Genomic DNA, 23,522 nt, shown 5'->3' with positions numbered 1-23,522 from the left:
TCATAATCGTGATTCTAGTATACTACTTTAAAATTTTATTTTCAAGACTTGTCCGTAGTTTCGAGTGGATTGTTTTACAAAATAAAAAGCAGTAAGTCTTAATACCTACTACTTTCTGATTGATGATTTACAAATGTCTTTCCAGCCACTCTATCTTTTTAAAATCCTTATTGTTATTGTGGTTATTTCGATAGGAATCTTGGGAAGAAGCCTTGTAAATACTTAAATACTGTTCTAGGTTTGGAACACGAAATGTGATGTCATCGAGATGAATCAGCTCAATATCCGATTCCGATACCCCTGCAAAATCAGGTAAAGAATCGATACTTCCAAACTCAACACTCAGACCATCCTTTTGGAATTCATGCTCGTGAATATCTACCAAGGTATAGCCTAAGCGGTTCATCACTTTCATTATCTTGTCCCAGTCATAAATTCGGAGATGATCAGGTGCTTCCCAACCTCTAGGGTCACCAGGAACATGAATGTCAATGTCAGACGGCCACCATTCTTCATTTGAGCGGTATTCAAAACCCAAAGACCCCATGAGAGTTGGTATGATTCCGACTTGGTTTAAATGAGAACAAATTGTTCGAAATTCATCAAATAGAGAATTCATTACTCCTCCTATCGTTAAAATAGAACTCGATTTCGCAGCGAAAGATAAACTAATTTTTATCTTCTACTCTTTCGGTTCTGAAAATACTTCTACTCTCTGTGCTAGGACTTTGATTTCTACAGGTAGGTTATCCGATTTATCGCCGTCAACATCTGACTCCAATTCACTATCTGAAGAGATCTTAATATTACGCGCTCTGATATACTCAATATTATCATTGCCGACAACATCTCCTTTTAGTAAATCAGGAATGACGGATAATTTTGAGAATATAGAAGCATCTTTTAGAATCAAAATATTAGCATAGCCATCTTTGTCTTCTTCAAAGATTTTTTTGTCAGCGAAGTAATTTGTCAAGAGAACCAAAACATGACTAGCTTCACCGACATAATTTCCATTTTCTGTCTCAACCTTAATGTTAAAGACCTGATCTGTCATGACAGACTTCATGGTATTTACAGCATAGGCTAAAATACCGAATTTTGTCTTGTCCTCGATTTCAACATTGTGAATCGCCTCAGGCAGAGAACCGATACTAAAGATATAACCAAAATAGTTATCATTCGCTTTACCGATATCAATCTTGTTGGTTAAGTTAAAATCGAGTTCATCAATCGCGCCATCGATGTCTTGATTGATTTCCAAAAGTTTCGTAATGAGGTTACCCGTACCGCCAGGGATAATCCCTAACTTAGGAATGTAGTCTCTCTCAGCAATACCAGAAATGACTTCATTAACTGTCCCATCTCCACCGAACACAACCACTGCATCGTACTTCTCACGTGAAGCCTCCTCAGCAAAATGTGTCGCATCTAACGCTTTTTCAGTAATTTTGGTTTCCACGTGCTCAAAATAATCTTTGGCTTTATTCTCTAGCTTTTCTTTGTAATCCAAAGCCTTCTCGCCACCAGAAGTAGGGTTGATAATTAACATTGCTTTTTTCATTGATAATACTCCTTAAATAGTTACAAAATTATTAGTAACTAATTATATCACTTGAGTTATGTAAACACCATCCAAATGCTTGAAAATCGGACCACTAACTAGATAAGAAACTTGATAGTTTTAAAAGGTTTAACCTTACTCTTGCTCAAAAAAGACATTCAAGAAAAACTCAAATGTCTGTATAAATAGAGGATTAAGGATATTACTTGTTAAACTTCTCCTAATCAGAATCGACATTAAGAAATCTTACTGTATAGCCATTATCGGTATATAGAAACTCTACTTGCAACACCATATCTACTAATTCAGAATTTGAAGTCAAATCATAATCAACAGCAAACCCAGTCTGGTCATCATAATCATAAATTTCCAATTGAGAATACTCATAGGGCGGATGAAAATTACACCCCACACCATACTCATCAATCGTGTCAAAATCATTCAATTCCAATGTCTTTTCAACATAACCAAAGAATTCATTTAAATCATCAATCTCTGATTCGTCAACATAATTTTTTATGTCTTCATATTTTTTCAGGTGAATGGCATTTAAAATATTTGAGACAACTTCTATAACCTTTTCCTTTTTATACTTATCAAATAATCCCATAAGCGCCTCCTTTCTAATCAGCTATATAATCATTTACTTGCTATGTAAAGCTCCCATCGCCTAATAACATCCTTTAAGGATTCATCCAAGTAAGAATAGGCCTTATCCTTTATCCAATCAGGAATTCCGTAAGCTGCCTCAGCTATACTTCCTGTGATTGCGGCCAGTGTATCACTATCGCCACCAAGTGAGATGGCATTTCTTATCGCATCTTCGAAGTCTCTACTTTCAAGAAAGGCGATAATGGCTTGAGGGACAGTTTCCTGACATGTTTCGTTAAAACGATAGTTAGAGCGGATTTCATCTAAAGTTTGAGATAGATTGTAGCCGTATTCCTTCTCTATATAATCCTTAATCCGTCTTTTACACTCTGTTGGATTGTCCTTAATTGGTTGCTCGTATTCTCTACAATAACCCCCATAGTAAAAACGACACAGAAAGATAGCATCAGCTGTAGCCATAGCCCCCTTGACACCTTCTGGATGATTATGAGTTACCTCTGCAGAAAGACTCGCAAGTCTTCTAGATGATGGCCACATACCAGTTCTCGCACAAAAACCACAGCCTATGACCCAAGCACATGGAGAAACACGCATAGCTGATCCATTCCCAAAGCTATTATAAGGTTCACGGTTATCGCTGTTTAGCCATTCATTAAACCGAGCACCGTAATCAGCATTTGGATACAGTCTGCCATATTTCTTCATCGCGTCAATGAAGTCGTCTTTTTGTCCCCCATTCATAATCGCTTCTGCAACAGCACAGGTCATAACCGTGTCATCTGTAAAAAAGCAGTCCTTCCGAAATAAAGGAAAGTCCTTTGTTTTGATATTGTTCCATTCGTAAACAGAACCGACAATATCTCCAATAATTGCTCCTAGCATATGATACCTCCTTACATCATTTCAGTTTCATCACACATTTTAAATGAATCACTCTTTAAAAATGGTAGCACCAAATCAACCCACTCTTGAGGCAGGTAAGCTGATAAATAGCCGTGATTATAACCCTTTGCTTCATACAAAATCGTATTTGGATGTAGTTGCCGAAATAATTTCGCCGATGCTTTCACACAGTTTAATTCTTTTTCACCATAGATATACAAAACCTGAGCTTTGCTAGCAGAAACCATATCTTTCAGCTTGTAACACCCCATATAGTTTTTGTAAATGGTCACCATTGTTTTGACAGGCGTCCTTGGCAGATCCTCCAAATAATAAGCTTTTATTTCCTCTGGATAAGCCAGTTTAGGATAGAGTTTGTTCATCATGCTTAACTGAAGTTTGCAAAAGAATTTATTGAACATCAGTTTACCAAATAGAGACACTAGAAAGATGCTGATTTTAGCTAACCTTGGTTGAGGAATACAGAGGCTTCCGTCTATGATGGCCTTCTCAGCAATTTCACTGTCTAAAGACAAAAGCTCCATGGCAATTTGACCACCAAGTGAAACACCACCGATTGCATACAATTTCCCACCACAGTTTGCTTTGATATAGTCTAGAATCTCCAAAGCAGAATCTTCAGTAGAAACATAATCAAGTTGATATTCCTCGCCGTGACCATTCAAAGTGGGCAGAATAACACGGTATTCTTCTGACAAGATTCGTGCTTGACGAAGATAATTCCACCAAGAACTGCCACCACCATGTATCAGTAAGATAGGAGGAAAATTCTTATCACCAAATTCATGGAATTTCATGTTTAAACTCCTTACTTTAGGACTTTCACTAGTTACATCCTTGTTTATTCAGCTCGTACAAGCAAAGCTACACACTCCACGTGTCTTGATAGGACAAACCAATACTCTGAAATGCCGCATTTCTTTTAGAACTTTAATTATATACTCCGAAACGATTTCTAAAAGGACTATTGATGGCCATTGCTTATTAAATCAATTGATTTTAGTAAATTATAAGAGTAACGCCTTAATGATTCACTGGGGTATGGGCAAATAGGTAAACGAGCCATCACCAAAGCAATACAGGCTTTTACAAGCAAGAGATAAGCACCATTTATTTTTAGATTGTTGTATAGAGTTTCAGTCATAATAATATTTTGCGAGGCATCTAACAACAAAAACTCGATGAGTTTATTGAATTCTCTCTTATCGTATTTATTGTACAGTTTTTCGAGATTCTCGATAACAACTTTCATTGAATCTACAGATTCATTAGGCGTTAATACACAAAAATATGCAGTTTGTAATGATTTATCAGGAATAATGGCATAGATTGATTGAAGTGGATTCTCTAACCTTTGAGGATCCATGGAAAAAATATACTTCCACTAGCAAAAAAATTAGGAAGGAATCCTAAATCATAATACTTCAATTCGAAATACTTGCAAAAATCAGAATAATTTGGCGTTTCCTTTCCAAGAAATATGGCATCAAATTTATTTTTTATGATATCAGAGTTATGGAAGTTCGCATTTTCGCTTATTAGCTTCGTTGAGAGTTCCTGCTCGAATAAATATCGTATCTCGTCTTCTTTTGATATTTTTTTAGAGTAAGGTCTATCAATGTTGATTTTTCTATTTACGCTCGGATTGTGAACTTCCGATTCCAACTGATAATCGTATATATAAGATCGATACAGAAATAAACATAGATAAGTTTCAAGGTTCGTATTAATATTTTTTACTTCGATTGCTTTAAATATGTCAGCATCATGTTTCTTGCAAAATAATGGTTGAATTCCAGATTTCTTAATATGAGTATCCTTTACCAAATCTGACACTCCTACATCATAACTATTCCCCACAATATGCTTTATATCAGTTGCAAAGACCTTGTTTCCACCTGCTATTTTTCTCAAAAATGATTTTGGATATGTGTGAGAATCTATCGCAACATCACCACAACCTGGAAAATGACATAACGTTCCAGATTTATTTTCTTCATAATACTCAACTTCGTTAAGCCTTAGAAATATATTACTTTTCTGTTTATTGTTCTTCTGAATATAATTGTTCAGAAAATCATCTACTATTTTTAACTCAGAATTCAAAGTAACACCTCTATTTAAAACAAATTAATTTAGAAATTAGTTTACAATTCTTATTATACCAAAAAAGCACAGAACTTACCTGCGCCTTTTATTGCCTTCTATCAAAATGTCACGTCAGTTCCATCCACAAATCGGACAACTACTTGCTCTCCAACATCAATTTTCTCAAGTAGCCCAACCATCCACTCTGGATTCAATTCATTGCTATTGTCCCCAAGTGCTTCTTGTAAGAGCAATGCTTTATATCTTTCTAATGGAGTTCCTATTTCAATCGACTTTTGCCACTTCATTTCACATTCCTGCCTATGGACTGATAGCTCATGCATAGCCATCAAGAAGGCTTTCTACAATGTCTCCTCATCAATGTGTGAGTTGGTGCAACCTAACTCACCTTTTTTCTTATACCTTGAACCCCATTTTTCAACATTTGCGAGAATTCTTGCCTTGGTACTGTTCTTGGCTAACTGGATCATCTCAGCTGCCTTGGCTCCTAGCTTGGTACCCTTAGCCATCTTACCTACAGCTGCTGGACCAACAAAAAGACTCGCAATCTCAAAGGTCAAGCCTCCCGCATCATAGGCATCCATATGGGTGACCTTATCCCAGAGGGCTTTTCCGGTCTGCTGAGCACGATAAGCCGCCTTATCCGCATAGCTGGCATTGGGATCCTGACCACGCTGAGCCGCTCCTGGATCCGTCAGAGCAGTGTAAGTTCCTACTCCTAACTCCGCAAGGCTAGACAGGTTATCTGTCGTTCCTTGCAAGTCCCGCTTCATCCACTCTGGAGTTTGACCGCCTGTTAGGCGATTGACGCCATCAATACTGGCAATACCAATGATCTGAGTCAAATCTACAGCTCCGATGGCAGTCTCTGAAACCATACTTCCAGCTGCACCAATAAAACCTTCCGCAAACAGGAGTGTATCTTTCATCCCTTGAGGAAGCGGTAGATTTCGTGTGCCCTCAACGACATCGCACCACCAGGAACCAATCTCATTCGAGCGATCCTTCAGCCAGGCTTGGATGGGGTGATGATGTGCCAGAATTCCTTATATGCTACGCTTAGTAATCGTATTCTGCGATACCAATAAACCCTAATGTCCCAGAACCATTGTTACTTACTTTTAATTCTTCTTTAGAATAATCAAAATCATAAATCAAAACAATTGTATTATAGGTTGATGATATTTTAGGAAACTGCATAATAATCTCTTCATCGTATGAGAAACCTTCAAGCAAAACATCAATATTATTTTCAGAAACATCAACCCAATCTTTTTCTACGAAATCTCTATCGTAGTACGGCAAATGAAAGTCTGTCTCAAATTCTGATGAAACGCTATCCCCATCCTCTTTATATGAAATTTTGAAGTATTCTTGAAATTCTTCTTGACTGGCAAAATTACCAAGCCATAACGATACTTTTTGTTTCATTTTTAATACCTTCTCAATCCTTCTGGTAAATCTAAAATTCCATTTTTTATTCTTCGACTTGCCCATTCATTTAATCTGTGTACAAATTCCTCATAATCATATGACGAATCAATAATTTTTAATATCTCATTATGAGCTTTTGTAGAGCCCCGTCCTCCATGTACTCCACGAGGATTTATAAACTGCACATCTTCAATTAAACATCTCATTTCTTTGATATCAACCATGGAAACTCCCCATTTTTTAAATTGAGGAGTCCGAGAAACAAAATGCCATTCATGGTAGCCGCCTGGTCTTCTTATTCTATCTTCGATTTTTCGGTTCTATAATTTATAGGGTTGATGGAGAAGATCCACCAACCCTATTTTAAGGGCTTCATCCCTTATATTAAAAGCGTCCAAACTATTTAAGAGGAGATGAAAACCCTATGACTAATATACAAGAAGTTGTGCTACAAATCAAAGATAAAAATGTAAAATGGGAAAATAATGTGGAGGAAGTGTATTTTAAGAAGAAAAAAGCCTATTTATCTTCGCTACCTATACCTATTGCCCAGATGCTTGCCCTAACTGTGGTTGTGTAAAGCGTGATTTTTCTATCGTTAAAAACAGTACTCGTACTTCTAGAATTACTCTTAATCCGGTTTCTGGATTGCCTGCTTTTCTTAAATTAAGAAAACAGCGTTTCTTCTGCCGTGAATGTTCCCATAGTTTTACTGCTGATACAACTAGTATCGTTGACCTTAATGCTTTTATTTCTAAAAATGTAAAAAATGAAATTAAAGCCAAAGCTTGCGAAACAGTTTCTGAATCTCATATCGCTAAAGAAATGAATGTTTCTGTTCATATTAAAGCACTAAAAAGCTGCTCCGTACTACTGGGTGAGGTCCGCTGAACATAACTTCAATTATAGCAAAATGTCTTGAAATCCTATTTCTGATATTTGTTCATTAATATATTTTATTCCAACACCGTTTTCAATATCCCATTCACAATAACAAATGAAGCCTGCTTCGCGTGTATTATCATCAAAATTCATCGGAATCATAATTTGTTTTACTGTCAAAAATTTAAAGATTTCACTCGGATTATCTTTAGCATTTAATAACTTCTGACCAAAATTAGAATCTGAATCCAGTCTATCAATTACCTCATCAATTATTGAATTATAATATCCAACAATACCATTCTCGGCTTGGGTAACACAGTTCTGAATATCACTGAAAAAAAATTCAAAAGCTTTGATTTGATTTTCATCGAACACCGCATCTTCATCTGCATCAATATTTATTTCAACAGAAAATTCCTTTTTAAAAATATTTAATTTAATACTCTTAGTCCAACCATTATTAAATGTCAATTCCCCAAAAACAGGATGTACTATCTTCATTTCACACCTCTTTTTCTACTGCAATAATTCCAACAACTTTTTAACTTCTGAAACACCGCCTAAATGCCCAAATTTACTATTTATGATACTCGGAACTAGTTGCATACTTGTTATGTCATTAAGTTCGTGCCGCGTTAGTTTATTTTCTTTTCTAAACTTAACAATTTCTCAACGAGTTTTCCCTAATTCTCTACCAAGGAGCTCATCAGCTTGTCTAAAGTTAGCATTTCTGTCAATACCCATATCTGTAATTTTCACTTCACCTTTAGAGACAGGTGAAAAATCTGGTATAGCATTTTCATACTCTATACCTTCTAGATTTACATCATCTAAAATTTTTCTAACTTCATCTTTGTTTGAAACAAATGTAGACTCTCCTCTTTCACCTGTCCAATGACCTTCATTTACAGGAGTCTGATTCAATCTTTCTTGGTAAGTTCTGAGAGGCTCTCCTTTTTTCGCTTTTTCCAATACAGCTTCAAGATTTCTCTCCGTCCTACCAGAACCACCTACTCCTCGTACTGCATCATCCGCATGTTTGCTAGAGAAGCACATCACATCACGCAGAGTCTTACTCTCAACGCTGAAGTCAGGCATGGTTCCCATACCTCCCGCAAAGGCAACTCCCTCTTTACGAATGCCAATCGGGATTCGGATGTCTAATAATTTCTCTCCAAATTGCCTAATGACATTATTGCTCTTCGCTAAGACATTGTCAACCTTTGAACCCCATTTTTCTAGAGTTAACTACTAATGCTAGTTCAATGCTGTTTTTAAAACAGATTCCAATAAGTCGTCTAGAGTACTATACTTGTTAACTAGATCTCCTGAAGGTAAATCTAACTCCTTATAGACTCTATCAAAAGTATCATAGACATACCAACTCATACCACTCTCACCTAAAAAGAAATAGCTGTTGTTACTAGATTCCTCATGCCAAATAATATTCATTTCAAATATATCATAGACATCTTCATCTATAATATCTGGGTTTGTTTTTTGAGAAACACCATACAAAATGAAACCATTAAAATCAATTCCATTTACTTGAGAAAGAAATCTTTTATAATCTTCCATTACTTCATCATTCGGCCAAACGTTATGTTTCTTCATAAGAGCTGAAAAAACAGCATTTGGAACTCCACTATTAACAGAATCTCCGTACTTTTCTTCAATTTCTGAAATTTTTGAAATAAAATTCATCCACATTTTTTATATCTCCTCTATTCTAATTTGGATAAATATTATCTGTAAAGAATGGCCAATCAACTAATTTAGAGTCTCCAACTTCCATACCTTTAACAATATGCCGTTGATAATTAGTTACCACTTTATGATAAGGATCATTCTTTATTAAGACAAGATTCTCAAAACTATTTGTTCCACTATCATCTAATGGCAACTGATGATGAACTTGGTAACCTTTAGGAACTAAACCATCTGCTAATTTTTGTATATCGGACTCACTGAATCCCAACTCTCGTAATTTATCAGTATCTTTGGAAATATCCTTTAAAAATTCTTTTCGAACAGTTAAGTCAAATTCTCTTCTTAATTTTTGATATTCTTCTCTAGCTCTTTTAGCATACTCGATTTCTTTCAAGGAAATATTGGGTATCTCAACATTTTCTCCACGTAGAGTCCAAGAAAATCCTCCTCTGGAGCTCGAAAGTTTTGAATAAACATCCCGAGCTTTATCCTTAAAATACTGAATGGCCTCACCGACTGTTGGCTGATGACCTACTCTACCTACACCAGCTAAAACTTCGCTTCCTACTGAGAAAGGAAGCTCTTTCTTCAGTAGATTTTTGGTGAAACGCTTGATGACATCATCGCCCTTCGCAAGAATCCTGTCAACCTTTGAACTCCATTTTTCGACATTTGCGAGAATTCTTGCTTTGGTACTGTTCTTGGCTAACTGAATCATCTCAGCTGCCTTAGCTCCTAACTTGGTCCCCTTAGCCATCTTACCTACAGCTGCTGGGCCGACAAAAAGACTCGCAATCTCAAAGGTCAAGCCTCCTGCATCATAGGCATCCATATGGGTGACCTTATCCCAGAGGGCTTTTCCGGTCTGCTGAGCACGATAAGCTGCCTTATCCACATAGCTAGCATTGGGATACTGGCCACGCTGAGCCGCACCTGGACCCGTCAGAGCAGTGTAAGTTCCTACTCCTAACTCCGCAAGGCTAGACAGGTTATCTGCCGTCCCTTTCAAGTCCCGCTTCATCCACTCTGGAGTTTGATCTCCTGTTAGGCGATTGACGCCATAAATACTGGCAATGCTAATGATCTGAGTCAAATCTACAGCTTCGATGGCAGTCTCTGGAACCATACTTCTAGCTGCACCAATAAAACCTTCCGCAAACAAGAGAGAATCTTTCAAGTCCTGTGGAATAGGTAGATATCGTGTGCCCTCAACGACATCTACCCACCATGAACCAACCTCATTCGAGCGATCCTTCAGTCAGGCTTGGATGGGGTGATGACGGCGATATGAAGCTTCTAGCTCAGCTCCTTCTTGTTCTGCCTTGCGTTTAGCAGCCTCAATCGCTTCTGCCTTGGCTTAAGTTGGACTCCTTCAGGATAATACTACTATATATAACTAATCTAAAATTTCAGATATTTTTACCTCTTTTTCCTCATTTAAATCATAGAAACCAACATGAACCCCCTCCTCGTATAGCCACGCTAAATTCGTCCCATACTTCGCTTCAAAAATTTCTTCCATCACGGGTGCAATAGAAAACATGGTTTTTGCTGATACAATTTCAAAATTTTGGGGATTATTTACGTATTCCTCATCATCGGAACTAGAATAAATGGTCCATCCATTTAATTGTAACAGTCGAGATTTTTCTCTGTAAGTATACGCAATAGGTAATCCATTTTTTACATTCCTTGATAGAACAAATCCTCCATAATTATCACTTACTTTCATTTTCATACTTCTCCAAAATATTTAAAAAATCATTTTTCCAAGATAACTCTTTAGCGTAGTCTAACGCAGATTTACCCGCTCGATGAAAAATGTTGTAAACTATCTTTTATGTTCATTCTTTTTCAATTCCTTATCTAAATCTTGAAGTAAGTAAATGATCTCACTTTGATAATGCGTTGTCTCATCTGCAAACATTCTAACTAGACTTTTAAGATTTATGTTTTTTGCTACTTCTCCACTTTCTACAATTTCACTTGCTAATTGATAAATACTTTGAATTGAGCCTGTAACACTTTTTTGTTTGGGGTACTCTTCTTCAATAATAAAAACAATTTTTTCAGCAATTCGCTTTAAACTACTTGTCATATCTCATTTCTCCCTCAATATATTGATAATCCATCATTTAGGAACTATTCTGAAATCCGAAATCCATTCTAATGGCCAGTCTTGCGGTAATAATATTGGGTCAGCACCACCTTTCAGCACAGTCTCTGATGAAGAAATCTTCTGTGGCGCAACTTTTCCAATACTCAGTGTTTCTCCTTTAGGAATTTGAATCTCTACTTTATACATTCGAGTATTTTTCCATTCGGGAAGTAATTCAGTATCAATCTTCGCTTGAATTCTATTTTGCGCAGGGCTGAAAGTTACAAAACCTCCTCTGTGAACTGACTTCCCCATTCGTCACTGTAACCTTCAAAACGAAGTCGCTCAATCATCATGTTACTAACGAAAAAAGCATCCATTCCAGGCATCTCACCCAAGGGACAGATGCGAGCCAAGTAGTCTACCACATAGTCATCAAATCCCTCTTGAAGAGGCATCTTGCGACCTGAAATCGTAACGAGTGGTCCTGGCCCCTCCGCTAAGCTTTTCTGGAGTTCCTCTGGTAAGAGCTCCAAATCTAGCTCAACAACAGAACCTAAAGGATAAATAGGACTGTAGACACTGTCCACAATCCCCATGAAATCCTGTAAATCCGTGATGGAGGATAGTTGATCTAGTTGATTATAATGGATCTGAGCTTCCTGCTTTTCATAATCAAAATGACAAGTAAAAGTTGCACCAAAACTGGGCACATACTCATAGACATCCTCCAGTTTCCTCAGAGCCTTATAGAGTCCCTTCAATATCTGCGGACGCATTCCTAATTGTTGACCAAGTTGAATCAAGGTATCATCTACTTCGAATGTCTCTCTCGTACGGCTAGTAATAATACTTGTAAAAATCTTATTCTTATCGTATTGAACCATTACTTAAACCTCACATTGGCTGATTCAAGGAATTTATAACTCATAAATAGGATTCCCCTTTTGTATTTCTATGGTTCAGAAATATATAACTTTTCTATAAAATTAGTAAAATTATCTGCCAAAAAGTATACATTTGAATCTACCGACGACTGATCAAATATAAATGTATGGTCCCAAAAATAAATTCCTCTATCTTCTCCACTCACAATCATAACAAATAACCCTCCTCCATATTCCGTTCCAAAGACAAATGAATCGTATGGAAGTTCCATTTGGTATTCTGAGTTCCAATCCGTTAGACTAAAGTTTTTATTCTCTGAAATACCTAACATTGTCCCCAAAATCACTTCTTCATTTAAATCATCAATAAAAAACGATAAGTACAGCTCTTTAGGAATACCCACATTAACTTTTAATAGAAATTCCTTATAGTCTTCTGGAAGTATTACATTTATTTTTTTCTATCTCTGATAGTTCTGAATTTGAGATAGGTCTCTCTAACGATTTAAAATAATACATTCTTTCCTCTCTTATTTTCTTCTTAAAGCAAACCTACATTATTTTATGGATGTCATTATACTATCAAAATCCTCTTTTAGTTGCTCGTATTTCTCATTACTATTGAGATAAAACGCCTCTATTCCTCTATGTATTATTGCATATACAGTTGGATGGAAATTCTTATCTGTGGCATCGATAACAAATTGCGTCATTTGAGTAGCTGCCTCTGGACTATAGCCCAATGCTTCTATTCCAACACGAATCATTGTAACTTGAACATCAATTGGAGAAATGGACTCTTGAATTGCTTTAGCATTTAAAACACCAAATATATAGGAAGCTAAAATTTGCCTATTCATTTCGTCCTTTAGATCAATTTTAACCAATTGGATAATATCATTTGCTATTCTTAATGACTCGCTTACATATTGCTTTTCCATTTATTTCTCCTTATCTCTCCCTATAATACTTTATATTTCCCTTTAGCATAGCCACAGGGAATATAACCCAATCGATATAAAATATATAAATCATCAAAAAACGGTGAATTTACATTCATACATTCATTCTTTATAGTTAAACATATCGAAATATTAATTATATCAAATCTAATTTGGGGTATCATTGATTCAAATATTTTTTTTCTTCAACTAAAGCAAACAGTTGTTTTGTAATAATAGGAATAATTCTTTCTTTTGCATCCCTACTCAATTCATTCCATTTTTTGAAAATTTCTCTCTCATTTTTTAATAAATATGCGGTTAGATCACCACGTTGTTCAAGAACAAAATTTTCCCATTTTAAACTTGTGATATTTTTTTCCGCAATGGATAACTTATCTAGCTCTATTATAGGAATATTAGTTTTTCGAGAATTCACTAATAGTTTTATACTAGTTAAATTATCAACTACTTCTGAAATTATTTTCATTTTAAATACACACCTTACTACTTACTTAGGAAGATAAATTTTATTAGGTATACGAGGTACAAAATCATCAACCATTAAACCATAGGATTCCTGCTGTCTAATTGCTTGAGAGACCGTTTGTTTTGCCTGACATGGAAAATAGTTGTTCTAGTTGATTGTAATGAATCTGAGCTTCCTGATTTTCATAACTATATGATAATGGAGTAGGAACTAAGTTCAAAGTGCTTGACTACTTGTAAATCCATTATCTTATCTTCAAATATTATTTTCTACTTTCACCGTATCATACCAGTTATTGAATAATTCTAATTCTGAAGTATCATCTGAAATGGGCGAATAACTATATTTAGATTTGAGACTATTGCTGCTCTTACTATAAATAATTTTGATTTCGGTAGGTACTTCTTTTTTATTATTCTCAAACAAAATCTCGATTTTTTCCAAAACATCAATTCCTAATTCTAGAAGTTGTATCTGTCTATCACGTGAATCGTCTATTTTCTCATTTTCACTCAAAAAATCATTAATCTGATTGAGTCTGATTATCTCCCCATTTTTCTTAAAAAATAAATTGAAAAAATAACTACCTTCTTCGATATAACCATACAAATAAATTTCATCAATTTGACTATTCGAATATTCTAATCCTAAAGACACCAAATCAGATTGAATTTTCATTAATAAATCTTCAAATATCATTTACTTCACTCCATATTACTTCTTGTCAAATCATGTATCACCTCATATTTATGATAACCTTGATATCCTCACTACGCATAAAGGAGGTCGATACTTGTTGCTGGGAGAGCTCGATAAAATTCAAAGAAAATTTCACTGCGTTGCTTTTCTAAATTTATCATTATTGTTTATCCCAAAGAGGTGAAAAATACATATAGCTTCCTCTGTTAGATATGTCCCTTCGACCCTCACGTACTATAAAGTCCAATACATTAAAGAATTTTTTTTCAGCCTCAGAAAAATTATCAAATTCAAATGTTCTTCCAATTACATAAGCCCTCTCATCTCTGCTATTCACCATGAATAAATCATCTTTGTTAAATATATGTACAGCAAATGGTGTTCTATTTGTTTCATCGAAAAGAACATACCGTAAAGATATATAATTTTTTTCTTTTATAATACATTCTATTTCTTGTTTGAATTTTTCAATTTGTTCCGAATTCATTTTATCACCTCTTTTAATAAACCTAAATCTTCATAATACTTCAAAGAATTCCCTAGTTGTATCTGAGTTCCTCCACCTGCTCCAAAGACTTTTGCAATTTCTCCTTGTTGAATATTAGCCAGATCTGACAAAGAAAATCCCCGGTTTTCCATTGCATCAATTAAGCTTTCTTTAACTTCTGATGAAGCTGTTTTAAAAGCATTTATTATATTTTCTTCTGTCAAATCATGCATTACTCTATATTGGTGGTAATCTTGGTAGCCTTCTGGATAAGGTAAACCACGTTTGTTAAACGCGATAATCTCTTCCTCCCTCACCGGACTAGTAAATTTTCCATATGGATGACCATAACGATCTATAATATCACCTGCTTTTAAATTTGCAGGTTGAGTAATGGGATTCCCTACACTATCCAGTACAAAACCATCACCTTTTTCCGGCTACTTAATATGTCCTTCGCTACCCACATAACTTCGTGATCTGACAGGAGTTTTTCTTCCATCGAAACCATCATCTGCCGATAGATAAGCACGCTTGCCATTTGGCATTTCAACACGCTCTGGGAAATAGTGTCCCTTAGCTTCATACTCTCTGCGAAGATAGGCACCAAACTTCGAACTTTCCCGTGCAAGTCGACTTTGCCTAAGATTTTCAAGAATCCGCTCTTTATCAAAGGGCTTCTCTGCCACTCTCACTACATCATCCGCATGTTTGCTAGAGAAGCGCATTACCTCACGCAGAGTCTTACTCTCAACGCTGAAGGTAGGCATTGAGCCATACCTCCCGCAAAGGCAACTGCCTCTTTACGAATGCCGACTGGGATTCGGGTATCTAATAATTTCTCCCCAAATTTCCCAATGACATTATTGCTCTTCGCTAGGATATTGTCAACCTTTGATCCCCATTTTTCAACATTTGCGAGAATTCTTGCTTTGGTACTGTTCTTGGCTAAGCTAATCATCTCAGCTGCCTTAGCTCCGAGTTTCGTGCCCTTAGCCATCTTACCTACAGCTGCTGGACCGACAAAAAGACTCGCAATCTCAAAGGTCAAGCCTCCTGCATCATAGGCATCCATATGGGTGACCTTATCCCAGAGGGCTTTTCCTGTCTCTTGAGCACGATAAGCCGCCTTATCCGCATAGCTGGCATTGGGATCCTGGCCACGCTGAGCCGCACCTGGATCCGTCAGAGCAGTGTAAGTTCCCACTCCTAACTCCGCAAGGCTAGACAGGTTATCTGCCGTTCCTTGCAAGTCCCGCTTCATCCACTCTGGAGTTTGACCTCCTGTTAGGCGATTGACGCCATCAATACTGGCAATACCAATGATCTGAGTCAAATCTACAGCTCCGATAGCAGTCTCTGAAACCATACTTCCAGCTGCACCAATAAAACCTTCCGCAAACAGGAGGGAATCTTTCAAGTCTTTGACGGTAAAATCATCTAGTGCTTTATAGGATATCGAAGATAAAGTGTAAGATCTAACTTTTATTTCATCTCTATGAAGCTAGATATAAGATTTCAACTTATTAAATAGCTCATTATAAAAAGTTTTTTCAATAAATAACTCAAGGAATTTATCACTCATAAATAGAACTCCTCCATTAAACTTTCTGATACTCTTAGCCTCTATAAAAACTTACTCAAAACCAATTACTGTCCACTCATCGATATAATTCCAAAAATTTAAACCTCTTTCAGGCAAATCCATTTTAGACCATAAATAAGCTCCGTTTTCTAATTTAGAATCTATATCCAATACGATATAGTCTCCCATACCATTACTAAAAAATGTAAATAATGCTTCAAGATTAAAATCTATTTGCTTGATATATTCCCATTCATACAAGGATACTGGCTCTATATTTTTGACGGGATCCAATCCCATACTTTTACTTCTATAATCATAAAAACCATTATGAATATTTGTGTAAAAGTTTACTATTGAGCTGTCCAATGACACAAATAAATCTCCGAATTTTTTCCTTAATTCATCGACTGAGACTGGGTTCTTACCTTCATACAGAAGTACATCTTTATTATCATAGGATGAAATTGTATATAGTATAGAGTATTCACCGTTGTAGAAAATCAAGTCAAGCCGAAGCAAGTATTCATCTAGATAGGAAATTGTATTAGATAATTCTGCTGATACAAATTTCTTCCATTCTGTAAGAAGTATGCTTTTTCTTTCTTTAAAGTCATCAGAAAGAAAGATTTCTTTCCAAAATTGCGGAATATCTGCCGATAAGATTTTAGAGGTTTCCTCTATAATCTCCACTTCAGAATTTGATAGTGTATACTGGGCCAAAATATTTGATAAATTATCCATAATTACTAACCTCTATTATTTAATTAAAAGAATCAATTAAATTTTGCAAAACAACTTCCAACTCTCTTTCCTTGGCTATCATAGTACTTTTAAAATCTGCAGAAATAGGTATATTTTCTTTTACATATCTAGTCCACTCGCTATAACTCTTCGAACCTTTAGATGTGTTTGCTGTTTTGCTCAATCCGATAAAATTCTTTTCATAATTTAGAACATCAAGTTTTTGTTTTAGCGTCATTTTTTCGAAGCCTTCCATTTTTGTAATCCTATCCATTGAAACAATATGGTCGGCTTCTAATCTTTCTCCAATTTCTATAATCTTACCAGGAATAGCTGGATCGGGCATCGGTAACTGGATGTCTTTATTCACATTATTTCTAATATTTCTGGATGGTGTCATTTTCCTCAATTTTGCGTATTCTTCATCAGAAATTTTCCGTTCACCATATCTAGCTTTGCCTTTAGATTTTGCTCCTTCTAAGACACTATCTCTAAGCTTACTTGTAGTCCTACCAGAACCACCTACTCCTCGTACTGCATCATCCGCATATTTACTAGAGAAGTGCATCACCTCACGCAGAGTCTTGCTCTCAACGCTGAAGGTAGGCATGGTTCCCATACCTCCCGCAAAGGCAACTGCCTCTTTACGAATGCCGACTGGAATTCGGCTAACTAATAATTTCTCCCCAAATTTCCCAATGACATTATTGCTCTTAGACAGGATATTGTCAACCTTTGAACCCCATTTTTCGACATTTGCGAGAATTCTTGCCTTGGTGCTGTTCTTGGCTAAGCTAATCATCTCAGCTGCCTTAGCTCCTAACTTGGTCCCCTTAGCCATCTTACCTACAGCTGCTGGACCGACAAAAAGACTGGCAATCTCAAAGGTCAAGCCTCCTGCATCATAGGCATCCATATGGGTGACCTTATCCCAGAGGGCTTTTCCGGTCTGCTGAGCACGATAAGCTGCCTTATCCGCATAGCTAGCATTGGGATCCTGGCCACGCTGAGCCGCACCTGGATCCGTCAGAGCAGTGTACGTTCCTACTCCTAACTCCGCAAGGCTAGACAGGTTATCTGCCGTTCCTTGCAAGTCCCGCTTCATCCACTCTGGAGTTTGACCGCCTGTTAAGCGATTGACGCCATCAATACTGGCAATACCAATGATCTGAGTCAAATCTACAGCTTCAATGGCAGTCTCTGAAACCATACTCCCAGCTGCACCAATAAAACCTTCCGTAAACAGGAGTGTATCTTTCATCCCTTGAGGAAGCGGTAGATTTCGTGTTCCCTCAACGACATCGCCCCACCAGGAACCAATCTCATTCGAGCGATCCTTCAGCCAGGCTTGGATGGGGTGATGACGGCGATAAGACTCCTAAGTTATTGTTTTATCTATAATCTACACTCGTAATGAAATTTAAATAATCTGAGGATTTTACAGAGCCATCATAAGCATAGTTATAGAGTAGTACAACTGCATTGCCTTTATTTATAGTCAGACTCTCTAATGCGTTCAATTCACACAACAACTGTTCCTCATAGGAAGCAGTGCGCAAAATAATAGATATATCGTTTATTTCATTTGGCAAAACTGCTTTTTCAATTAAATCTTCATCTATATCATTAATATCTATCTTAAAATCGTTGAAAAAATCAGAAACAACGATCTCTCCCTCATCATCATAAGTTAGATCAATATAATTTTCTAACTCAGTTAAATTTTTGAAATTACCTATCCAAATAGATACCGTATTGTCTGTTTCCATTTTATTAAATCCTTTCTATTAGCTATGGGATTCTTAGCCCCTTAGGTAATACCTGAACTCCTCTCTCAAGATGATAATTAGCCCAGATATTTAATCTTCTCACAAACATATCATAATCTTTCGACGAATCAATAATTTCCAGCAATTCATTATGTGCTTTTGTAGAACCTTAACCACCATGGACTCCTTCAGGGTTAATAAACTTTACATCTGAAATTGCAGTACGTAACTCTCTAATTTTTTCGGCAGTTATATCCCAATACTTGAATTGCGGAGTCCTTGAAACTAAATGCCACTCATGCATTCCACCAGGATATCTTAATTGACGTTCAATTTTCTTACGTAGTTCCTTTTTCTTCCAAATAAAATCTAACTCTTCTACCGTTAGAGAATTGAAAAATTTTTCAAAATCTCCACTTTTAACTGTTGGAATATCCTTAGCTGTTATATTTTTTATATCATCATAGAAGCGCTCTGCTTTCCCAGAACCACCTACTCCTCGTACTGCATCCTCCTCCGGACAAAATCTTTAATGCGTTTAGAAAAACAATAAATATCTATTCTTTAATTTCCAGATTCATCGTCCTCATCGTCTAAAATTATTTCATCTGAACTGACTAACTCCTCTTTGGTAATTTCTCCCATTTTAAATCTGCGTCTTTTGTTTAGATCAAAAATTATTTCATGCAAATCTGCAAAGTAAGAAGAAAAGTTAGCCATTGAAGACAATAACTCGTAATAGAATTGACTGTATTGCTCATCAGCTATACTTTGATCAATTATTTCTTCCTTGAATGCTGAAATACCTGACATAAGCTCTTGAAAGTCATCAGATAGATTATCATCTATCAATTCTTTAAAATCTTTTAATTTCTTATTTTCTTCTAACGAGTATCCCAACCTCGAATTGAATCGTTTACACACCTCATAAAGTTTATAGATTTCTTCCTTCAATGTAATTTCCTTCCTTTAGCTTTTAATAACTTATCTGTGTTTAAAGTACCATCAAGATTAAGTACAGATTTCAAATTACCACGTTTATCAAAAACTTCAAAATGGTCCATATGTAAACCATCCAAATACAGGTAATCTCCTTTGCGCAAATTTCTATCAACCTTCTTCATCAGTTCATAAACACTCTGCCCGTCATACTTCTTCTTAGTCTTTCTAAGGTTTCCCACAATCTTTTGTCCAAATTCTGTTTCAAAAAACTCCGACATATTATTGACAGCTTGTGCGACTCGCTCCGCCCTACCAGAACCACCTACACCTCTCACTACATCATCCGCATGTTTACTAGAGAAGTGCATCACATCACGTAGAGTCTTACTCTCAACGCTGAAGGCAGGCATGGTTCCCATACCTCCCGCAAAGGCAACTGCCTCTTTACGAATGCCGACTGGGATTCGGGTATCTAATAATTTCTCCCCAAATTTCCCAATGACATTATTGCTCTTCGCTAGGATATTGTCAACCTTTGATCCCCATTTTTCAACATTTGTGAGAATTCTTGCCTTGGTACTGTTTTTGGCTAAGCTAATCATCTCAGCTGCCTTAGCTCCTAGCTTCGTACCCTTAGCCATCTTCCCTACAGCTACTGGGCCGACAAAAAGACTGGCAATACCAATGATCTGAGTCAAATCTACAGCTCCGATGGCAGTCTCTGAAACCATACTTCCAGCTGCACCAATAAAACCTTCCGCAAACAGGAGTGTATCTTTCATCCCTTGAGGAAGCGGTAGATTCCGTGTGCCCTCAACGACATCTCCCCACCAGGAGCCAATCTCATTCGAGCAATCCTTTTTAATTCATCAATTTTATCGACAAATGACATACGGAAATCAGAACGATAAAGAGTTCCTCCGATAAAGGTTCTATCACATCCCAATATTTCCAACAAGCTCCGAAATAATATAAATATGCTCTTTTATTTTTACCTTATCTATATTTTCCACAGTCTTCTGTCCACCTAAACCAAGCAATGGGACAAATCCAAAGCAATAATCATAATCTAAGTCTCCGTATTGTTTCAATGCACTTTTATATAAATCAATTTCAAAATAATCCTTCTGAAAATCTTCATCCTTCAAGAATTTCAAGAAAAATAGAAAGTTTTCCAAAATGATTTCAAATACTCCATCTTTGTACTTTACAAGCCTTAAATATCTATTTTCTTCAAATGTTATAATATCACCGAATGCTGTCACAAATATTGGAACTGCTAAGTCCCCACGGAAGTATGTTGAATCCAACAAATCTCTATATTCCTCAGGATTAATAATTTTTAAATATCCTCCTAAAAAAGTTCCTATACCTTGATTTTGCCAAATTTGAATCAATTCATCTGGTACCATAGTACGGTATTTTTCAACTACATCCTGAGGCATCGCCATAACTTTTATAAAATCATCTAACATAATATCACCTCTGTATATATTCCAATTTAATATTGAGCCTTGTTTTATCCAAATCATCTTTTAAAAGATGTTCAGTTGCTTTACGTATTCGCTGATCCATTTCGCTTATTCTTGAACGCCATTGAGATCCTAGAGAAGAATTAATACGAGTATCTCCCATACCTGTAATTTTAGTAGCATAACCGCCGGCTATCATATCTGGATCATGCAAAGCAGCTTGTGTTTTTATCCAGTCCTCAGCAATGCGCTTAGCTTCTGAACGAGAATTCCCTTGTAGCAACATCTCGTTGTATTTATCTGCTAGAGCATTTTCTCTGGCAGCTTTTTGAGCAGCTTTAGCTTCCGATGAACGTCCGTTTTTGATGTATTCTTTCCTATTTTCAAAATACTCTTTTACAGTTAATTTGTTTAAACCTTCTTCTTGTCCTTTAAATTGACGAATAAACTCGACTTCATCATGTTTCGGATTACGTTTAAATACTACGTTAATCTCCTCAATTCTTTGAATCTCTTTAGTTGATTGTAATAAATCTTCTCCCCTGTTTGCTACTTCTCCAGAACCACCTACACCTCTCACTACATCATCCGCATGTTTGCTTGAGAAGTGCATTACATCACGCAGAGTCCTACTCTCAACGCTGAAGGTAGGCATGATTCCCATACCTCCCGAAAAGGCAACTGCCTCTTTACGAATGCCAACTGGGATTCGAGTGTCTAATAATTTCTCCCCAAATTTCCCAATGACATTATTGCTCTTCGCTAGGATATTGTCAACCTTTGATCCCCATTTTTCAACATTTGCGAGAATTCTTGCTTTGGTACTGTTCTTGGCTAACTGAATCATCTCAGCTGCCTTAGCTCCGAGTTTCGTGCCCTTAGCCATCTTCCCTACAGCTGCTGGACCGACAAAAAGACTGGCAATCTCAAAGGTCAAGCCTCCTGCGTCATAGGCATCCATATGGGTGACTTTATCCCAGAGGGCTTTTCCTGTCTCTTGAGCACGATAAGCCGCCTTATCCGCATAGCTAGCATTGGGATCCTGACCACGCTGAGCCGCTCCTGGATCCGTCAGAGCAGTGTAAGTTCCTACTCCTAACTCCGCAAGGCTAGACAGGTTATCTGTCGTTCCTTGCAAGTCCCGCTTCATCCACTCTGGAGTTTGACCGTCTGTTAAGCGATTGACGCCATCAATACTGGCAATACCAATGATCTGAGTCAAATCTACAGCTCCGATGGCAGTCTCTGAAACCATACTTCCAGCTGCACCAATAAAACCTTCCGCAAACAGGAGTGTATCCTTCATCCCTTGAGGAAGCGGTAGATTTCGTGTTCCCTCAACGACATCGCCCCACCAGGAACCAATCTCATTCGAGCGATCCTTCAGCCAGGCTTGGATGGGGTGATGACGGCGATAAGAAGCTTCTCGCTCAGCGGCTTCTTGTTCTGCCTTGCGTTTAGCAGCCTCAATCGCTTCTGCCTTGGCTTTCGCATACTGCTGATCCAGCTCATAAATCGCTTTCCCGAGCTCTTCATGCGCCACAAAGTCGGTCAAAATAGGATCACTATAACTCAGACTCTTCACTCTTCCAGCAGCCGCCATCTGGCTACTTAAAGCATTAAAAAGTTGCTCAGTACTGCTGGTCGTCATCATCTTATCAAAGGCATTTACCTTATTCTTCGTATCCTGAACATACTTCCGGGCTGTCTGGGTATTGGTATAGAAGGTGCTGCTTAAGGGAGCACTCAGGTGATAGAGACTCGAAGTACCATCATAGATACTCTTGAAGTTAGTATCCATAACCTTGTGTTTCTCATCGGCTTCATTTAGCTTCTTGACCGCATCATCCAAAGTCTCTTCTGCTAGAACTGCGGTTGCAGAGGTTTCGCCAACAAGATTCTGAAAATCCGTGATCGTTTTGGAAAACTCAGAACCTAGAAATTCTAAGCTATTCTTTAAGCCAACAATCACGGGGTTATGAACATTATTGATTTCATTCGTAATCGCTTTCCCAACTTCTCCATGCATGGAATTACTGGTGATGATGGCATTCATCCCATTTTTAGCGGTATCCAACTGACTCTGAGCAGTTGCGACCATCTTCATATAGACCTCTTGGGCTTTTTGAAGCTCCGCAATATCTACATAGAATCCCATTAGCCTTCCTCCTAGTGAACATAAAAAGCGAGG

At 37.0% G+C, this 23,522-nt stretch carries 35 protein-coding genes and 1 pseudogene; 1 reads left to right on the top strand and 35 read right to left on the bottom strand.

Annotated features, from left to right (window positions below):
* Window positions 1-127 precede the first annotated feature (127 nt).
* The 11 genes from FGK98_RS04890 to FGK98_RS04840 all read right to left on the bottom strand — a co-directional run bounded on the left by FGK98_RS04890 (window position 128) and on the right by FGK98_RS04840 (window position 6,846).
* Entirely contained in the window at window positions 128-619 is a 492-nt protein-coding gene (locus FGK98_RS04890; protein WP_138100288.1) for a phosphoribosylanthranilate isomerase, read from the bottom strand.
* A 63-nt stretch (window positions 620-682) separates the two neighbouring features.
* On the bottom strand, window positions 683-1,564 hold the full coding sequence (locus FGK98_RS04885) for a diacylglycerol/lipid kinase family protein (protein ID WP_138100287.1): 882 nt from the start codon (window positions 1,562-1,564) through the stop codon (window positions 683-685).
* Between the two features lie 220 nt (window positions 1,565-1,784).
* Window positions 1,785-2,174, bottom strand: a complete 390-nt coding sequence (locus tag FGK98_RS04880) for a DUF7668 domain-containing protein (protein ID WP_138100286.1) — start codon at window positions 2,172-2,174, stop codon at window positions 1,785-1,787.
* Window positions 2,175-2,203: 29 nt separating this feature from the next.
* Window positions 2,204-3,058 (bottom strand): ADP-ribosylglycohydrolase family protein, encoded by an 855-nt coding sequence (locus FGK98_RS04875; RefSeq protein WP_138100285.1) that lies wholly within the window; start codon window positions 3,056-3,058, stop codon window positions 2,204-2,206.
* A gap of 11 nt (window positions 3,059-3,069) precedes the next feature.
* Window positions 3,070-3,876, bottom strand: a complete 807-nt coding sequence (locus FGK98_RS04870) for an alpha/beta fold hydrolase (protein WP_138100284.1) — start codon at window positions 3,874-3,876, stop codon at window positions 3,070-3,072.
* Window positions 3,877-4,043: 167 nt separating this feature from the next.
* Entirely contained in the window at window positions 4,044-4,445 is a 402-nt protein-coding gene (locus FGK98_RS10010) for a hypothetical protein (protein WP_197733258.1), read from the bottom strand.
* Entirely contained in the window at window positions 4,427-5,185 is a 759-nt protein-coding gene (locus tag FGK98_RS04865) for a hypothetical protein (RefSeq protein WP_197733257.1), read from the bottom strand. The genes FGK98_RS10010 and FGK98_RS04865 overlap by 19 nt, the downstream gene beginning before the upstream one ends.
* Before the next feature lie 101 nt (window positions 5,186-5,286).
* On the bottom strand, window positions 5,287-5,475 hold the full coding sequence (locus FGK98_RS04860; RefSeq protein WP_138100283.1) for a hypothetical protein: 189 nt from the start codon (window positions 5,473-5,475) through the stop codon (window positions 5,287-5,289).
* 54 nt (window positions 5,476-5,529) lie between these two features.
* Window positions 5,530-6,117 (bottom strand): hypothetical protein, encoded by a 588-nt coding sequence (locus FGK98_RS10120; protein WP_241993344.1) that lies wholly within the window; start codon window positions 6,115-6,117, stop codon window positions 5,530-5,532.
* 130 nt (window positions 6,118-6,247) lie between these two features.
* Window positions 6,248-6,619 (bottom strand): immunity 22 family protein, encoded by a 372-nt coding sequence (locus FGK98_RS04845; RefSeq protein ID WP_138100282.1) that lies wholly within the window; start codon window positions 6,617-6,619, stop codon window positions 6,248-6,250.
* Window positions 6,620-6,621: 2 nt separating this feature from the next.
* Complete coding sequence (locus FGK98_RS04840) at window positions 6,622-6,846, bottom strand: hypothetical protein (protein WP_197733256.1); 225 nt, start codon at window positions 6,844-6,846, stop codon at window positions 6,622-6,624.
* A 200-nt stretch (window positions 6,847-7,046) separates the two neighbouring features.
* Here FGK98_RS04840 and FGK98_RS10115 point away from each other — a divergent pair.
* Window positions 7,047-7,465, top strand: a pseudogene (locus FGK98_RS10115) (transposase family protein); the annotation flags it as partial.
* Window positions 7,466-7,525: 60 nt separating this feature from the next.
* Here FGK98_RS10115 and FGK98_RS04830 read toward each other — a convergent pair.
* From FGK98_RS04830 to FGK98_RS04690, 24 genes are all read right to left on the bottom strand, one after another.
* The gene (locus FGK98_RS04830) at window positions 7,526-8,008 is read right to left on the bottom strand and encodes a DUF6985 domain-containing protein (protein ID WP_138100281.1); all 483 of its coding nucleotides are present in this window, start codon (window positions 8,006-8,008) and stop codon (window positions 7,526-7,528) included.
* 15 nt (window positions 8,009-8,023) lie between these two features.
* Window positions 8,024-8,173: an HNH endonuclease gene (locus FGK98_RS10255; RefSeq protein WP_197733260.1), complete on the bottom strand. Its 150-nt coding sequence runs from the start codon at window positions 8,171-8,173 to the stop codon at window positions 8,024-8,026.
* A 3-nt stretch (window positions 8,174-8,176) separates the two neighbouring features.
* Entirely contained in the window at window positions 8,177-8,605 is a 429-nt protein-coding gene (locus FGK98_RS10110; RefSeq protein WP_241993343.1) for a hypothetical protein, read from the bottom strand.
* Between the two features lie 159 nt (window positions 8,606-8,764).
* Complete coding sequence (locus FGK98_RS04815; RefSeq protein WP_138100280.1) at window positions 8,765-9,217, bottom strand: YrhA family protein; 453 nt, start codon at window positions 9,215-9,217, stop codon at window positions 8,765-8,767.
* 19 nt (window positions 9,218-9,236) lie between these two features.
* On the bottom strand, window positions 9,237-10,379 hold the full coding sequence (locus FGK98_RS09920) for an HNH endonuclease (RefSeq protein WP_171011115.1): 1,143 nt from the start codon (window positions 10,377-10,379) through the stop codon (window positions 9,237-9,239).
* Between the two features lie 234 nt (window positions 10,380-10,613).
* Window positions 10,614-10,955 carry an immunity protein Imm33 domain-containing protein gene (locus FGK98_RS04805; protein WP_000782943.1) on the bottom strand — a complete coding sequence of 114 codons (342 nt, stop codon included), beginning with the start codon at window positions 10,953-10,955 and terminating at the stop codon, window positions 10,614-10,616.
* A 93-nt stretch (window positions 10,956-11,048) separates the two neighbouring features.
* Window positions 11,049-11,315 carry a disulfide bond formation protein gene (locus FGK98_RS04795; RefSeq protein ID WP_138100279.1) on the bottom strand — a complete coding sequence of 89 codons (267 nt, stop codon included), beginning with the start codon at window positions 11,313-11,315 and terminating at the stop codon, window positions 11,049-11,051.
* A gap of 33 nt (window positions 11,316-11,348) precedes the next feature.
* Complete coding sequence (locus FGK98_RS04790; protein ID WP_138100278.1) at window positions 11,349-11,630, bottom strand: hypothetical protein; 282 nt, start codon at window positions 11,628-11,630, stop codon at window positions 11,349-11,351.
* Window positions 11,597-12,202: a DUF4176 domain-containing protein gene (locus FGK98_RS04785; protein WP_241993342.1), complete on the bottom strand. Its 606-nt coding sequence runs from the start codon at window positions 12,200-12,202 to the stop codon at window positions 11,597-11,599. Before FGK98_RS04785 ends, FGK98_RS04790 begins: the two co-directional genes overlap by 34 nt.
* A 68-nt stretch (window positions 12,203-12,270) precedes the next feature.
* On the bottom strand, window positions 12,271-12,606 hold the full coding sequence (locus FGK98_RS04780; protein WP_241993341.1) for an SMI1/KNR4 family protein: 336 nt from the start codon (window positions 12,604-12,606) through the stop codon (window positions 12,271-12,273).
* Between the two features lie 153 nt (window positions 12,607-12,759).
* Window positions 12,760-13,143 carry an Imm48 family immunity protein gene (gene imm48, locus FGK98_RS04775; RefSeq protein WP_138100277.1) on the bottom strand — a complete coding sequence of 128 codons (384 nt, stop codon included), beginning with the start codon at window positions 13,141-13,143 and terminating at the stop codon, window positions 12,760-12,762.
* A 181-nt stretch (window positions 13,144-13,324) separates the two neighbouring features.
* Window positions 13,325-13,633 carry a hypothetical protein gene (locus FGK98_RS04770; RefSeq protein WP_241993340.1) on the bottom strand — a complete coding sequence of 103 codons (309 nt, stop codon included), beginning with the start codon at window positions 13,631-13,633 and terminating at the stop codon, window positions 13,325-13,327.
* A 255-nt stretch (window positions 13,634-13,888) separates the two neighbouring features.
* Window positions 13,889-14,332 carry a hypothetical protein gene (locus FGK98_RS04765; protein WP_138100276.1) on the bottom strand — a complete coding sequence of 148 codons (444 nt, stop codon included), beginning with the start codon at window positions 14,330-14,332 and terminating at the stop codon, window positions 13,889-13,891.
* A 160-nt stretch (window positions 14,333-14,492) separates the two neighbouring features.
* Window positions 14,493-14,819 (bottom strand): Imm59 family immunity protein, encoded by a 327-nt coding sequence (locus FGK98_RS04760; RefSeq protein WP_138100275.1) that lies wholly within the window; start codon window positions 14,817-14,819, stop codon window positions 14,493-14,495.
* Window positions 14,816-15,214, bottom strand: a complete 399-nt coding sequence (locus tag FGK98_RS04755; RefSeq protein WP_171011149.1) for a TNT domain-containing protein — start codon at window positions 15,212-15,214, stop codon at window positions 14,816-14,818. The genes FGK98_RS04760 and FGK98_RS04755 overlap by 4 nt, the downstream gene beginning before the upstream one ends.
* A gap of 45 nt (window positions 15,215-15,259) precedes the next feature.
* On the bottom strand, window positions 15,260-15,589 hold the full coding sequence (locus FGK98_RS10105) for a hypothetical protein (RefSeq protein ID WP_241993338.1): 330 nt from the start codon (window positions 15,587-15,589) through the stop codon (window positions 15,260-15,262).
* Complete coding sequence (locus tag FGK98_RS10100) at window positions 15,547-16,239, bottom strand: hypothetical protein (RefSeq protein ID WP_241993337.1); 693 nt, start codon at window positions 16,237-16,239, stop codon at window positions 15,547-15,549. The genes FGK98_RS10105 and FGK98_RS10100 overlap by 43 nt, the downstream gene beginning before the upstream one ends.
* Before the next feature lie 216 nt (window positions 16,240-16,455).
* On the bottom strand, window positions 16,456-17,148 hold the full coding sequence (locus FGK98_RS04740; RefSeq protein ID WP_138100274.1) for a hypothetical protein: 693 nt from the start codon (window positions 17,146-17,148) through the stop codon (window positions 16,456-16,458).
* Window positions 17,149-17,167: 19 nt separating this feature from the next.
* A complete protein-coding gene (locus tag FGK98_RS10095; RefSeq protein ID WP_241993336.1) occupies window positions 17,168-18,409 on the bottom strand; it encodes a hypothetical protein in 1,242 nt (413 codons plus the stop codon).
* 130 nt (window positions 18,410-18,539) lie between these two features.
* Entirely contained in the window at window positions 18,540-18,917 is a 378-nt protein-coding gene (locus tag FGK98_RS04720) for an immunity 22 family protein (protein WP_138100273.1), read from the bottom strand.
* Between the two features lie 564 nt (window positions 18,918-19,481).
* Window positions 19,482-19,871 carry a hypothetical protein gene (locus FGK98_RS04710; RefSeq protein ID WP_000656834.1) on the bottom strand — a complete coding sequence of 130 codons (390 nt, stop codon included), beginning with the start codon at window positions 19,869-19,871 and terminating at the stop codon, window positions 19,482-19,484.
* Window positions 19,868-20,641, bottom strand: coding sequence for a hypothetical protein (locus tag FGK98_RS10090; protein ID WP_241993335.1), 774 nt, complete (start codon window positions 20,639-20,641; stop codon window positions 19,868-19,870). The genes FGK98_RS04710 and FGK98_RS10090 overlap by 4 nt, the downstream gene beginning before the upstream one ends.
* Before the next feature lie 153 nt (window positions 20,642-20,794).
* On the bottom strand, window positions 20,795-21,334 hold the full coding sequence (locus tag FGK98_RS04695; RefSeq protein ID WP_004263621.1) for a T6SS immunity protein Tdi1 domain-containing protein: 540 nt from the start codon (window positions 21,332-21,334) through the stop codon (window positions 20,795-20,797).
* A gap of 4 nt (window positions 21,335-21,338) precedes the next feature.
* Window positions 21,339-23,489, bottom strand: a complete 2,151-nt coding sequence (locus tag FGK98_RS04690; RefSeq protein ID WP_138100272.1) for a polymorphic toxin type 15 domain-containing protein — start codon at window positions 23,487-23,489, stop codon at window positions 21,339-21,341.
* Between the last annotated feature and the right edge of the window lie 33 nt (window positions 23,490-23,522).

Origin of the sequence: Streptococcus australis (assembly GCF_901543175.1) — a bacterium.
Classification (GTDB): Bacteria; Bacillota; Bacilli; order Lactobacillales; family Streptococcaceae; genus Streptococcus; species Streptococcus australis_A.
The sequence above is the reverse complement of the archived record's forward strand: the minus strand, read 5'-3'. Positions and strand labels throughout refer to the sequence as shown.

Coding starts and splice junctions, on each gene's coding strand:
- FGK98_RS04785 (WP_241993342.1), bottom strand. CDS start 12,202: ATGGTTCAATACGATAAGAATAAGATTTTTACAAGTATTATTACTAGC.
- FGK98_RS10095 (WP_241993336.1), bottom strand. CDS start 18,409: ATGAAAGATACACTCCTGTTTACGGAAGGTTTTATTGGTGCAGCTGGG.
- FGK98_RS04695 (WP_004263621.1), bottom strand. CDS start 21,334: ATGTTAGATGATTTTATAAAAGTTATGGCGATGCCTCAGGATGTAGTT.
- FGK98_RS10010 (WP_197733258.1), bottom strand. CDS start 4,445: ATGGATCCTCAAAGGTTAGAGAATCCACTTCAATCAATCTATGCCATT.
- FGK98_RS04740 (WP_138100274.1), bottom strand. CDS start 17,148: ATGGATAATTTATCAAATATTTTGGCCCAGTATACACTATCAAATTCT.
- FGK98_RS04770 (WP_241993340.1), bottom strand. CDS start 13,633: ATGAAAATAATTTCAGAAGTAGTTGATAATTTAACTAGTATAAAACTA.
- FGK98_RS10120 (WP_241993344.1), bottom strand. CDS start 6,117: ATGAAAGATACACTCCTGTTTGCGGAAGGTTTTATTGGTGCAGCTGGA.
- FGK98_RS04890 (WP_138100288.1), bottom strand. CDS start 619: ATGAATTCTCTATTTGATGAATTTCGAACAATTTGTTCTCATTTAAAC.
- FGK98_RS04815 (WP_138100280.1), bottom strand. CDS start 9,217: ATGTGGATGAATTTTATTTCAAAAATTTCAGAAATTGAAGAAAAGTAC.
- FGK98_RS04805 (WP_000782943.1), bottom strand. CDS start 10,955: ATGAAAATGAAAGTAAGTGATAATTATGGAGGATTTGTTCTATCAAGG.
- FGK98_RS04870 (WP_138100284.1), bottom strand. CDS start 3,876: ATGAAATTCCATGAATTTGGTGATAAGAATTTTCCTCCTATCTTACTG.
- FGK98_RS04845 (WP_138100282.1), bottom strand. CDS start 6,619: ATGAAACAAAAAGTATCGTTATGGCTTGGTAATTTTGCCAGTCAAGAA.
- FGK98_RS04795 (WP_138100279.1), bottom strand. CDS start 11,315: ATGACAAGTAGTTTAAAGCGAATTGCTGAAAAAATTGTTTTTATTATT.
- FGK98_RS10090 (WP_241993335.1), bottom strand. CDS start 20,641: ATGAAAGATACACTCCTGTTTGCGGAAGGTTTTATTGGTGCAGCTGGA.
- FGK98_RS04690 (WP_138100272.1), bottom strand. CDS start 23,489: ATGGGATTCTATGTAGATATTGCGGAGCTTCAAAAAGCCCAAGAGGTC.
- FGK98_RS04875 (WP_138100285.1), bottom strand. CDS start 3,058: ATGCTAGGAGCAATTATTGGAGATATTGTCGGTTCTGTTTACGAATGG.
- FGK98_RS04880 (WP_138100286.1), bottom strand. CDS start 2,174: ATGGGATTATTTGATAAGTATAAAAAGGAAAAGGTTATAGAAGTTGTC.
- FGK98_RS04840 (WP_197733256.1), bottom strand. CDS start 6,846: ATGGTTGATATCAAAGAAATGAGATGTTTAATTGAAGATGTGCAGTTT.
- FGK98_RS04760 (WP_138100275.1), bottom strand. CDS start 14,819: ATGAATTCGGAACAAATTGAAAAATTCAAACAAGAAATAGAATGTATT.
- FGK98_RS04830 (WP_138100281.1), bottom strand. CDS start 8,008: ATGAAGATAGTACATCCTGTTTTTGGGGAATTGACATTTAATAATGGT.
- FGK98_RS04765 (WP_138100276.1), bottom strand. CDS start 14,332: ATGATATTTGAAGATTTATTAATGAAAATTCAATCTGATTTGGTGTCT.
- FGK98_RS04885 (WP_138100287.1), bottom strand. CDS start 1,564: ATGAAAAAAGCAATGTTAATTATCAACCCTACTTCTGGTGGCGAGAAG.
- imm48 (WP_138100277.1), bottom strand. CDS start 13,143: ATGGAAAAGCAATATGTAAGCGAGTCATTAAGAATAGCAAATGATATT.
- FGK98_RS10105 (WP_241993338.1), bottom strand. CDS start 15,589: ATGCCTACCTTCAGCGTTGAGAGTAAGACTCTGCGTGAGGTAATGCGC.
- FGK98_RS04720 (WP_138100273.1), bottom strand. CDS start 18,917: ATGGAAACAGACAATACGGTATCTATTTGGATAGGTAATTTCAAAAAT.
- FGK98_RS10110 (WP_241993343.1), bottom strand. CDS start 8,605: ATGCCTGACTTCAGCGTTGAGAGTAAGACTCTGCGTGATGTGATGTGC.
- FGK98_RS04790 (WP_138100278.1), bottom strand. CDS start 11,630: ATGGGGAAGTCAGTTCACAGAGGAGGTTTTGTAACTTTCAGCCCTGCG.
- FGK98_RS04860 (WP_138100283.1), bottom strand. CDS start 5,475: ATGAAGTGGCAAAAGTCGATTGAAATAGGAACTCCATTAGAAAGATAT.